Raw genomic sequence first — 12,102 nt, forward strand, 5'->3', positions numbered from 1 at the left:
TAATTTAGAATGTGGTTAAGCGGTTAACTAACTTTACAAGAAGAATTCTAAAGCTATTATGCTGGTTTGTCAACCGTTGATTTAAAACTTGTTGTTAGGATTGTTAGCGATTGCATTGGTTAGCGGCCAATCTGCAACCGTTTTAATTTACTTTCTGCTATCATTATCGACCCCCAAGATCGATAACCATGCTAAACTAACAGTAAAGACTACTCAGTGTGAAAGATGTTTGCATCTTAGAAGGAGTTTATCGTGGATAAATTTACAATCAAGGACATTGCCAAACTAGGAGAAGTTTCCACGGCAACGGTCTCGAATTACTTAAATGGCAATTATGCCAAAATGTCTCAAAATACCCGTGATAAGCTAGCGGGCATCATCAACAAAACCGATTACCACCCGAGCACGACTGCCCGCAGTCTGGCTAAAAATGAAAACAAAACGATTGGCGTTTCCGTTGCCGACATTACCAACCCCTTTACCTCTCCGGTTATTTCTGGGATCTCAGAACGTTGTGCGGCTTACGGCTATAAGATGGTCTTCACCAATTCCAACAACGACGAGCAACGAGAAATTGAAAATATCAACCGTCTGCGAGCTGAAGAAGTTGCCGGCTTAATCATTGATCCGGTAAATCCCGACAGCAACGTCTACAATCAGCTTTCCAACGCCACTACGGTAATCGTCGACCGCCAAGCCCGCCGTAGTGTCATTGATTCTATTGTGACTGATAACCGCGACGCCGTTAAAAGTATGGTCACACAAATGGTTAATCAGAAGTATGACGAACTCTATTTCGTTACGTGGCCACTTGAAGGCATCAGTACCCGGTTAAATCGCTACGATGGTTTTAAATTAGCCACTGGTTACCTGGATGACACCCACCTCATCACGATTCCATACGGTGACTCACCCAAAGAAATGACGCTTTTTGTCGATCACTTAAAATCCGTCTTTAATGATAAGAAAAAGAAAATCGGCTTCTTTACTATGAACTCTCGGGTCTTACAAAAGATGTTGATCACAGCTCAGCGTTTAAAGTACACCTACCCCGATGACTTCGGCGTCGCAACCTATGAGGAATTCGATTGGATGCAGCTCATGAAGCCTGGAATCAGTTGCATTCGCCAGGACTCTTTTGCCATTGGTTGTGCTGCCATGGATCTGATCAAGGAGAAACTCGATCACCATTTTTCCAGTGAACCAGCAGCAAAGGTTAAAATTATTCCAACTAAACAGGTTATCCGCCAAAGTTTTTAATTTTTAACTTAATAGCCCCTATTAAGCCCGTCATAACGGTCGTTAATGCACCCAGCGATCATAATGACGGGTTTTTGTGTTATCTTAAAGATCAATCCGAATATAATTTGTGAAATAAAAAAATGATCATATTTTTTGCTTGCAGAAGATCACAGTCAAAACCCACCACCAACAGGTAATTGCCACTCGGAAGGGACGTTTTACACCTTAACAGACTTTGTGATTTTTTCATTAGCCCCTTGCTTTATTTTTTGTAATCGTTTACACTTACGTTGCTTGATGGTGGTTAAGCGATTAACTATATTTTAGAAATTTTGCTATTGTTTGTAATAAGCCCGTCATAACGGCAATTGATGTATTGCCTTTTTATTTAGAGTTTTAGTTAATCGCTTAACTAAAACTTGAGGAGGAATCGACTTGCTCTACGTAAACTTAGCATCCTTTGATGCGCAAGATTATCAGCGTCTTCAGGAAGCTGTTAACTTCCTACAACAAACTGATTTAACGAAAACACCGCTTGGACGCAGTCACCAAGATGGTGAACGCTTCTACGTTCAAACGCTTGAATATGAAACCGAATCCATTGAAAATTTTGATTTTGAAATTCATCAACACCGACTGGATCTACACTATATCGTATCCGGTGAGGAACGCATCGACGTTTCACCAGATACTAATTTTGTGGGTCTCTCCCCTTACAATCCGGATAGGGACCTTCAATATGTACAACGTCCAGCAACATTCAACCAAGTCTTATTGCATCAAGGTGACTTCGTCTTAATTGGCATGCACGAACCTCATCGGACCAATGGCTTGATTGATCAGCCCACTCATGTTAGAAAAATCGTTTTGAAATTAGGTAGATAGGAGCATTATCATGGAAAATTCTACAGCCACAAGTAGTCACTGGACATTCCGCCAAGTGATGGTTATCGCTGGCATTTGGTTTGCCTTCTTAATTAGTTTTATTACTCGGTTGTCCTGGTCGACAATCATGCCTTCTGCAATTGATTCGTTACACTTTACTGTTCAACAAGGTAACTCCTACCTGACTGCCTTCTACATTGGTTATGCCATCACCGTTTTACCCGGTGGGATGCTGGCCGACAAGTTTGGCTACAAGAAGTTACTGCTCGCTGCCGTTTTAGGTAACTTAGTTGTGATGGGGGCCATGGTCTTCATGCAAGGTTACTGGGATGGCTTAGCTCTTCGGTTCATCTTAGGGTTAGTCAGTGGTCCTGACTTGTCAGCTTGTTTAGGAATCATCACTGAATGGTTTGATGGTAAGAAACGGGCAACTGCAACTGGTATCTTTAACACGTGTACTTCTTTTGGGTTGACCGTTATCAACCTGTACGCCCCAACGGTTATGGTTCACTACGGTTGGCGTGCTGCTTTGGGTGTGACTGCTTTCTTCCCACTGGCTGCTTTGATTTTCGCCTTCTTTGCCCTTCGTGGTAACCCACCATTCCCACAACAATTTGGTGTCAAAGAAGCCGACGGCAAAATTGAGACCGAATCGTCTATGTCACGGTTGAAGAAAGCTATTAACAACCGTAGTGTGTGGATGTTAGCTATCACTGGTTTATTCGCTACTGGTGCTAAGTGGGGTGTTACCAACTGGGCCAACTTGTTCATCGTCAAGAATTTAAAATTTGACGTTGTGACTGCTGGTACTGCCATGTCTATCTTTGGGATTACTTCCGTGGTTTCCATGGTCGTTGCTGGTTGGATTTCTGACCACTCAAAATGGTCACGTCACGTCTGGGCCGCTATCTTTATGGCCATCTTCACCCCAACTATTATTGGGTTTGCTCTGACGCCACAAGGTAGTCTCGGCATGTTGTACTTCTGGACTGGTGCAATGGGTGTTGGTGCCTTCATGTTTAGTACCATTACCAACAACCTTTCCGTTGAAGTTGCACCAGCAGACCAACGAGGAACGGTTTCCGGTTTCATCAACGTTTTCAACCAAGTAGGTTCTTTCTTGGCCCCTGTCCTGTTAGGACAACTCTTAGCTTCAACGGGTAGTTATGTATCTTCATACTTAATTATCTCTGTCTTCCCGATTATCGCGGTCGTCGCTTTACTCTTTGTTCGTGAATCCGACGCCGATAAAAACAAATAATTTATTTTAAAGGAGAAATTACTCATGGAATTTGGACTTAGCAAGAACCACCAACGCAACGAAAAGGTACAACAACGGATTCAAACAGCTTTAGACTGGCTTGATGCACGCTCTACTGAAGAATTACTGGCTGAACCCATTGGTCCTAAAGTGATCGCTGATGGCGTTGAATTACGTTTCCAAGAATACGATACCCGCGACTACGCTGGTATGACTTACGAAACTCACCGCGAACACATTGATATTCACTACATGATCAAGGGTGCTGAATGGGTTCGTTGGGCAGATGATGGGGATGCTGAACCCGTTAGCCCTTACGACCCTGAAGAAGAAATCCAACGTTTCGGTCACCCTGCTTTCCATAGCAAGGCTCTCTTAACAGATCGCCATTACGCTATCTTTGACCCAACTGACTTACACGCTGCCCACGGGATGGTCGACGGTAAGGTTGGTCACAACCACAAGCTCTGCGTTAAGATTGCGTTGAACTAATTCATTACTGAAATTAAAAAGAAGCATGCTGTCCCAGTACCTTGCTGAGATAACATGCTTCTTTTTTGATCCAACTTTCGTATCGGTTGTCACTAGTGATGCCGGTGCAACCGCGCCTGCTGCCGCTGATACCCATCCAAGATCAGCATCAAGTCGATCAACAAGAACAGCCCACCCAAGAACAGATTGAAGGTGACGTAGGCGATTTGTACGGCTGAAAACGCCAGGATTGGCGCCAGTTGCCACCACATGCTCTCTAGTATCGGGAAGCGACGGTGCCAATGCTTTTGGACCAGCGGCACGACGATCACCGCTAGGATCACCATCAGGGCCAGGCTGATCTGATACAGCCCCGTCAGGCTGTGATCAATGCGAATATCCAACATGGACTCACCTCCCTACGAAATCGTCGACGCGGTGACCACCTGTTTAAACGTCGCCTTGGCAATGTCTTCGGTCGACCAGGTTGGCCACATGGTCTTCTTGTAAAAATTGTTCGACATGAAGATGACGCCGGTCCGGCCATCGGTGCTGACCAAGAAGGTATCCTCATAGAAGTTGCCGACCCCGTGACCGTAGTAGCCTTGGTCCGCAAAATGGTACATTCCCCCGGTATACTTCGGCGTGGCGACGCCGGGTTCTAACAGCTTTTCGGCACTCGAAGCGTGGCTAAACCGCTTGCCCTGGACGATGGCCTGGACCGTCTTGAACACGTTGCTAGGACTCATGGTAGCGTTGCCCGTCCCCAGCCGCGAGCTAACATCCTTGGCCGCTGGCGTTTCCGGATCCGTGTAGCTCCCCGGTGTTTGGCCATTATAGCCGACCGACAAGGCGGCATTTTGCGCGCGCAACTGCACGAAGCTGGTGGCATTGAGGTTTAACGGCGTCACGATTTGTTGGTAAAACTGGTGGTAGTACGATTGGTTCGTCACCTGATTTAAAATGGCCGCCAACATGACGTAGCAAATCGGTTGATAGTTAAAGTGATTCAGCTGCGACGTGTCGACGCGGACGTGTTTGACCGCGTACCGGTAGACTTGGTGTTCACCCAGGTCCTTGTCCGGCTTCATGTCCCCCAGCAAGCCACCTTCCATGTTGAGCATCTGGCGAATCGTGACCCGGTCGCCGTGCTTGACCTGCGGATAAAATTGGTGCAGCGTGTCCGTCATCTTGAGCTTGCCCTGTTCGATGGCCCGCATAACCAGCAGGCCCGTCATCGACTTTTGCAGCGAGTTGATGAGATACTGCGTCTTTGGCGTATTGCGCTGCTTCTTCGCTTTATTGGCCCACCCAAAGGATTTCTGATAAATCACTTGGTCATCTTTCACCACCAAGGCGGTCCCGGAAAATTTCTTGGCCGTCAGCTGCTGGGTCAAATTAGCCGTAAACGTCGGGTTGGCGCTGCCGGCGGTCCGGTCCAGTGCCGTTGTCTGGTGGTGCCGCTGTTGTCGACTCACCTGCGCATTGCGTTGAATCAGCCGGTGGGTCTGCTTTACGGTCGTCGGTGTCACCGTTAACTGGCGCCGCTGCTCCACGTGGTACCACTGCACGGCCCCGTAGCCGACCAATCCCAACAAGATCACCAGTAGCAGCCAGCGCCCCCAGTGAGGATGGGATTGCGCGGCGTGTTGTTGTCTTCGTGTTTCTTTCATTTTGTCAAAGCCCCTGTCTTGTCAAACTTACCCTTTAGATTATACGAGACTCCCGGCAAAATACCAACCGTCAGTCAATGGTCTTCGTTGCCGCGGCCTGGTGAAAACTGGCCACGATTCGTCTACCGTTTGCCCAAGAATTGACGCTAGCCATCGCCAGTATCCAACCAGACAAAAGCCACCAATCCACTCGCCGTAACGAGTCATTGGTGGCTAACTTATTATTGATTAAAGGTTAATTGCATTGTGCTCATGACGTCAAAAGTCGTCGTTTACAGTCACATAATGCGAACTGGCCGCCTACCATTACGGCAATTAGGTGCAACCTTCTGTTACTGACACCTATCGCAACACCTTCGCCCGGTCAATCTGCTTGAACGTTTGGATGCCCAGGTCTTCCGTGGACCAGGCCGGATACATTGTCTTTTTCACGAAGTTGTTGGACAGGAGCACGACGCCGGTCCGGCCGTTCTTGCTGATGACGAAGGTGCTCTCGTAATCGTCGCCCATACCGTGGCCATAGTAGCCCAGCTGGTCGAGGTGGTACATCCCACCGGTGTAGTGCAGCGTGGTGTTCCCCGCCTCGTGGAGCACCTGGGCCCCCGCTGGCGTCGACAGCAACGACCCCTGAACGATGGCACGTTCGGCGCGGAAGACATCCCCCGCGCTCATTGTCGCGTTCCCGGTGGCGATTTGAATCGCCATGCTGGCCGCCGATGGCTTGTGTGGTTCACTGTAGTCGCCCGGCATCGTCCCGGCATACCCGGTCGTCATACCCTTGGTGGTCGACCGCAGCTGGGCAAAGCCAGTGTGATTCAGGTTCAGTGGCGTAACCAATTGTTGATAAAATAAATCATAATACGACTTGTGCGTGACTTGATGTAAAATGCCCGCCAGCAACGTAAAGCAAATCTGCTGGTAGTCGAATTTACCAATCTTGCTGGTGTCGATCCGAGCATTTTGACTGACGTATTGGTAAGCCTCATTTTCCGTCAGGGTCCGCCCGGGCTTTAGCTCGCCGGTAATGCCGGCCGTCATGTTCAGCATTTGGCGAATCGTGACCTCACTGCTGTGAGCAATGCCCGGATAGTACTGGTTCAATCGGTCCGTGAGCTGTAATTGCCCGGCCTGGACCGCCTTCATCAGCAGCATCCCCGTCATCGACTTTTGGACAGAGTTGATCAAGAATTGCGACGTGACCTTGTTCTTGCGGTGCTTCTTGGCGTTGGCCTGACCAAAAGCACGTTGGTAGACGACCTGGTCATTTTTCACGACCAGCGCCGTGCCGACAAACTTCTTGGCCTTCAGCTCTCGCGTAAAGCGTTTGCTAAATTTCGGTGTGACTTGGCCCCGATTGGTCCGATCAAAGGCCGTCTTGGCCGGGTCGCGTTGCTGCTTACTGGCAGCGGCGTCCTTGGCAATCGTGGCGTGCGTTTGCTTGGCGTGTTGATGATTGCTGGTCGCCACCTCTTTTTGGTCCTGCTGGTCGATCTCGTGCATCCCCCAGATGACGCCACCAATCCCCAGAATGATGACGAACAATACCGCCCAATGGCGCAAATTTCGTGTATTCACTTTTCTCTCCCCCAATTAGCTAACTGGTTAACCCCTTACACTACTCATCCGACTGGCTAGCTTGCCCCCGCAATCGTCAGTCCTTCATTTTTGATTATACGAAAAAGCCGACCAAAGACAATAAAAGTCTTCGTCGGCTAGGGGAACTTATTATTTACTTTAAAAACTCACAGGGTTTGCTTGCGCAAGACGTTTAGCCGGTCATCAAAGTCGTAACGAATTGGTTCACCGTTGGCAACTTCCACCTGACTAATATCCGCATCCGCCACATGGTCCAGGTACTTGATCAACGCCCGTAACGTGCTGCCATGGGCGACGACCAGCTGATTGTGCCCGTCCAATAACCGCGGGGCAATCTGGTCGTTCCAGTAGGGTAACAGCCGATGGTAGGCCATTTCCAAGCTTTCCCCCCGTGGTTCGACGTGCGGCCCGAACTGGTCATAGCGCCGGTCCTGGCTGACGTGGTCCAACAGTGGCGGCACGGTCTTAAAGCTCCGCCGCCAAATCTTGATCTGCTTTTCCCCCACGCGCGCCTTGACCGCTGCCTTGTTCTGCCCCCGCAGTGCGCCGTAGTGGCGTTCGTTGAGCCGCCAGGACTTGTATTCCGGAATGTACAGTTGGTCGATGGCCGCTAAGACAATGTTGGACGTCACGATGGCTCGCTGGAGCATCGACGTGTGCAGGGCCCCAAATTGCAAGCCCGTGGCCGCGACCAACTGCCCAGCGGCCGCCGCCTGTTGCCGTCCCTTTGCCGTCAGGGGCACATCACTCCACCCGGTAAAAATGTTATCTCGGTTCGCGACACTCTCGCCGTGCCGTAAAATGACCAGCGTTGCCATTGATCATGCTCCCTTTCTCTCTTATCAATTCTCACTGACCATCATACCATAGGTTTTGGCTGGGACCCGGTCATTTGTGTCAGTTTTCACTTATTTTTCTGATAAAAATGAAAAGAGTAAACCAAAAGACGACTAGTGATCATCAAGGCTGATAACTGAATGCCCCTGGATTTAAATCGTTTGACCATCCGGTTCAAGTGGAACTAGGACGTCTTTTCCTCTTGCGTTACATAGCGCAGGTAACTAGTCCTGCCAACGCCCCAGCTGTCCCATTCTCAGCTTTCTGTTCCCTTAATCACTTATAGTCAAACTGAGAGAGCGGATAGGTCATAATGTGCTTGTACGCTCGCGTACTAAACGTCACATGTCCATTACGATACACCGTCGTTTTTGCTGTACCATCATAGCCATAAGTAATCACTGTCACCAGCTTCTTCTTATTGGTCGCATGAAAGTTTACCCGCGTTTCATCAACCCGGGTATACGCATGAGCGGCCTGGTAATGAGTCCGTAATCGTTTACGATTCGTAATCACTTTCCACGGCTTCCGACGATACGTATAAACTGTCAGCTTAGTCGCACGTCCTTGTCGAAAGCTAATCTTGGAAATGCGATTGTCCATCCCCGTTACTAAAACCTTACTGATGTGATGCTGGTGATTTCGCAATATATAGGCATGCTGTGGCATTGATAGACTCTCATTCGTGGTAACACGATTTCCCGTCGAGCGAGCACTTTGCACTCTTTTTCGCAACGATTCATATTTTTGGGGTGCTAAGAATTGTTCTCCTGGATCCCGATACTTGCCAGCAATCAGAGTTTTAGGCGTCTTCTATGTCCACCCTAATTGCTTGCCCTTTGCTGTCTCCAAATAAAGGAAATGAACACCATTATACTTTGTCACTTCCTTGGTGGCATAGAGTTGTTGTGCAGCCAGCCGGTCAAACACACCTGAAACGTACGTGTAATGCACCGTGTAGATTGGTCGGTTCCAAATTCGATGTAAGTTAGGATTGGCAACATAATATGGCCGCTTATAGGTCTTAACGGAATGAACTGTCTGTATCCGCTTCATATCGCTAGCTTTAACGTAACCCACGTTAGCAAAGTCTTAAAAGTTACTAATTGTTTTTGGTCCATCGATTCCTTCAAAACCACCCAACTCATACGCAACTAGATGGTAAAATATCCCCTTGGTAGTTGTAACCTTCTCGATAACCCCAAGCACTTCTCCTGCTTCGGTAACGGCATCTGACAGCTCTCCTGCTTTCGTCCCAAATGACTTCAGACTCCGATAGAAAATAACCTTTTTGTTGGCCATCTTGTAAGCAACGTATACATCTGGCTTCACGCTGCTTTTGATGCGCCCAACTTTAGGATTGGTAAAAAGACCGGTATTGGACGCTACACTAAAACTCCCCGCGATAACGAACACCCCTAAAAGCAGGGCCAAGCATATCTTTTTCTTCAATTTAAACTTCCCCACCAATAGTTGTGTTACCACTTCCTCTAACCGTTCAAGCCACAAGTTTCGCTAGTTCTGATAGACCATCGCCTTAGTATCATAACCGGCGATTCCTACACGAACTAGCTTGTGAGATTTTTTGAACAAAGCGGACTTCAACAGCTTACTTCTCCCCTAGTCAAAATCTGCAATCGGAAAAGTAATCGCACCGTCTCTATCCAATCATCAATATCCCAAATATCCCAATAAAGTCGAATTATTATATTTCTTATATTGTGCCTCCCTTAACCTAATTTCAAGATAATATACAAAATCATTTCAAAAGTTGACTGCTTTAATGGTCGACTATTTAGTGCCCCGTTCCATGTCAATTAAATTCATATCCCATACCTTTACCAACGAAATGCAATCGCGTTTGATAACTCTGTTTACGTATCCTTAAGAAAAAATTAGCCCTTCTCTCTATGCAAAAAAGTACGCTACCGGAGTGGCGCGTACTTTTCATTAACAAAATTCTTTATTTCTGCGTTTGCCCCAACAACGACACGTCATAAGCTGACTACTTAAAATCCGCCAACGGATAACTCATAATATCTTTTGGCATAACGGTCTTAAAGCCAACCTTACCATTCCGATAAATCCAAATGGTTGCGTAACTGTCAGTTCCATAAGTCCGCACACGAACCAGCTTCTTGCTCTGATGCTTGTAAAAGTGCACGGTTGACCATGAGGCTTCGACAAAGTCATGGGAAACGGTAAAATGGGTTCGTAATTTTTTCTTATTGGTGATGGTCTTCCAAGGCTTGCGCCAATACTCAAAGGTCCGTACCTTGACCGCCTTACCACGCTTGAAATCGATACGGATTGGCCGATTATCCATTCCCATCGTCAGTACTCGCAAAGTATGCTTTCGCTTATTCCGAATCTGATAAACCCGTTGTGGCAGTGCCGTACTATCGCTCACGTCCACCCGTGTCCCCGCCGACTTACGGCTTTGCTTTTTCACCACCATTTTTTCATGAGCCTTGGGCTTAAGGAGCTGCTGACCAGGATCACGATAATAGCCGGCAATCAGCGTCTTGGGTGACTTGTATACCCAGCCTAATGGCCGCTTAGCCGTACTTAAGTAAACGTAGTGACTGCCATTGTATTTAACCAATTCTTTGGTTGCATACAGCTGCGTTCTTGCCAAACGGTCGAATACGTGCGTCACGTAGGTGTAATGCTTAGTATTGGCCGGCGCCGACCAGATACGGTGCTCATAGGGATTGCCCACGTAATATGGTTGTTTCTGCGAATAACGCCATTCAGATTTTACCGTTGAAAAAGGCTTTAACCCATCTGCTTTCACAAAGCCATAATTTGTGATTTCAGTCGTATCACCTGAATTTTCCGGACTATTTTTATTCTCAAAGCCATTAGGATAAAACATGACAACGCGATAGTACACACCAGTTGTGGTTTCATATTTTTTAATTGCTCCAAAAATACTACCCCGTGCGGTGATATTATCAGAAATAATGCCATCTTTTGTGCCATACTCCTTTAAACTGCGATAAAACACTGTTTTCTTGTTGGCTACTTTATAGCCGATATCGGGGTCCATTTTCTCTGTCGAAATGACCTTACCAACTGGCGATGCCTTTGAAGATGAACTGGACTTCACCGAACTAGTCCTGGCTTTTGATGTTGAAGACGCCTCCGTCTTTTTCGACGGCTGTGCAGTGCAGCCAACTTCAACGGTCCCTAAGAAAATACATAAGGCAACTACGAACTTTTTTCTAAGCATAGTACCATTCCTTCCCCTAACTAACTTTTCCAACCGACTTGATACTTTCTGCCTGACGATTCATAATCATATACCCCTTTCCATCACTAGTAATTCCCATCCCCTCAGATTCACGATAATTTCTTCTGGTCAGAACTGTAAAGTGCATGGTCTTAGACTTCATCGAAACTTTCTTGTTCAGTTTATTGACTGGCAAAGTCATAAATGAGCTATCATAGTTAAAGAATAAACGGTTATTCCGGCCGTCGTAAGATAGTCCTTGGCTGGTTGTACCAATAGCGTTAGAAATTTGATCTACGGCATGGATCTTAGCTGAATGCCTTGATAACTTTCCCTTATAAACTTGAACAGTCCTGCCATAGTAATACTTACGGCTAGATTCGTGCCTGCTCGGTTTATAGTTTTTGGGGCGTCTACGCTCCTTTTGAACCTTTGTTCGTTTCCTTTTGCTCATTTTTCTAACCTTACTGCCCGTATCTCTACCCAACATCTTAGTAAAATAAAAATTACCTTTCTTATCAAAAGTTAAATCATGTAGCTGCAAATATCCTTTAGTTTTATCAGTGAATGGCCAACGAATCTTAAGCCCAAAAATCTTAATCCATGATTTCTTCCGGATACGTAGGAAAAGTTTCCATTGCTTAATAGGTCTCAACTTGGACATACTAAGCTTTTGAATCGTAATAGAATGTTTCTTGCCCCTATCTCTTGCTAGCGAGTAAGCGGCATTATACAAATGCTTATCCTTAGGATTGTACGCAAAGCTTTGGCCATGACCAGTTTTAAATAATGGGCCAATTGTTACCGCAGAGTAAATTCGAAAGTAACTAGGTTTCAAATGTTTCTTAGCCAGTCTTCTAAGTTTTCTCTTTCTAGATTTACTAGTTGAAGAAACATACATG

11 protein-coding genes are annotated in these 12,102 nt (G+C 46.8%); 4 read left to right on the forward strand and 7 right to left on the reverse strand.

Going from position 1 to position 12,102, the window contains the following annotated elements; translation table 11 throughout:
• Positions 1 to 252 precede the first annotated feature (252 nt).
• The 4 genes from EGT51_RS08155 to EGT51_RS08170 all read left to right on the forward strand — a co-directional run bounded on the left by EGT51_RS08155 (position 253) and on the right by EGT51_RS08170 (position 3,880).
• Complete coding sequence (locus EGT51_RS08155; RefSeq protein ID WP_135368221.1) at positions 253 to 1,260, forward strand: LacI family DNA-binding transcriptional regulator; 1,008 nt, start codon at positions 253 to 255, stop codon at positions 1,258 to 1,260.
• 417 nt (positions 1,261 to 1,677) lie between these two features.
• Entirely contained in the window at positions 1,678 to 2,127 is a 450-nt protein-coding gene (locus tag EGT51_RS08160; RefSeq protein WP_135368222.1) for a YhcH/YjgK/YiaL family protein, read from the forward strand.
• Positions 2,128 to 2,137: 10 nt separating this feature from the next.
• Positions 2,138 to 3,388, forward strand: a complete 1,251-nt coding sequence (locus EGT51_RS08165; RefSeq protein ID WP_135368223.1) for an MFS transporter — start codon at positions 2,138 to 2,140, stop codon at positions 3,386 to 3,388.
• 24 nt (positions 3,389 to 3,412) lie between these two features.
• Positions 3,413 to 3,880 carry a YhcH/YjgK/YiaL family protein gene (locus EGT51_RS08170; protein ID WP_135368224.1) on the forward strand — a complete coding sequence of 156 codons (468 nt, stop codon included), beginning with the start codon at positions 3,413 to 3,415 and terminating at the stop codon, positions 3,878 to 3,880.
• A gap of 92 nt (positions 3,881 to 3,972) precedes the next feature.
• Here EGT51_RS08170 and EGT51_RS08175 read toward each other — a convergent pair whose 3' ends face one another.
• From EGT51_RS08175 to EGT51_RS08205, 7 genes are all read right to left on the reverse strand, one after another.
• Entirely contained in the window at positions 3,973 to 4,266 is a 294-nt protein-coding gene (locus EGT51_RS08175; protein ID WP_135368225.1) for a hypothetical protein, read from the reverse strand.
• Between the two features lie 12 nt (positions 4,267 to 4,278).
• Positions 4,279 to 5,532, reverse strand: a complete 1,254-nt coding sequence (locus EGT51_RS08180) for a serine hydrolase domain-containing protein (RefSeq protein WP_135368226.1) — start codon at positions 5,530 to 5,532, stop codon at positions 4,279 to 4,281.
• Positions 5,533 to 5,874: 342 nt separating this feature from the next.
• Positions 5,875 to 7,107 (reverse strand): serine hydrolase domain-containing protein, encoded by a 1,233-nt coding sequence (locus EGT51_RS08185; RefSeq protein WP_135368227.1) that lies wholly within the window; start codon positions 7,105 to 7,107, stop codon positions 5,875 to 5,877.
• Positions 7,108 to 7,274: 167 nt separating this feature from the next.
• On the reverse strand, positions 7,275 to 7,946 hold the full coding sequence (locus EGT51_RS08190; RefSeq protein WP_135368228.1) for a 2,3-bisphosphoglycerate-dependent phosphoglycerate mutase: 672 nt from the start codon (positions 7,944 to 7,946) through the stop codon (positions 7,275 to 7,277).
• Between the two features lie 1,111 nt (positions 7,947 to 9,057).
• On the reverse strand, positions 9,058 to 9,417 hold the full coding sequence (locus EGT51_RS08195; protein WP_135368229.1) for a hypothetical protein: 360 nt from the start codon (positions 9,415 to 9,417) through the stop codon (positions 9,058 to 9,060).
• A 553-nt stretch (positions 9,418 to 9,970) separates the two neighbouring features.
• Positions 9,971 to 11,200, reverse strand: coding sequence for a hypothetical protein (locus tag EGT51_RS08200; RefSeq protein WP_135368230.1), 1,230 nt, complete (start codon positions 11,198 to 11,200; stop codon positions 9,971 to 9,973).
• Positions 11,201 to 11,216: 16 nt separating this feature from the next.
• A complete protein-coding gene (locus EGT51_RS08205) occupies positions 11,217 to 12,101 on the reverse strand; it encodes a hypothetical protein (RefSeq protein WP_135368231.1) in 885 nt (294 codons plus the stop codon).
• Position 12,102 lies beyond the last annotated feature (1 nt).

This window comes from Levilactobacillus suantsaiihabitans (genome assembly GCF_004745505.1).
GTDB classification, from domain to species: domain Bacteria; phylum Bacillota; class Bacilli; order Lactobacillales; family Lactobacillaceae; genus Levilactobacillus; species Levilactobacillus suantsaiihabitans.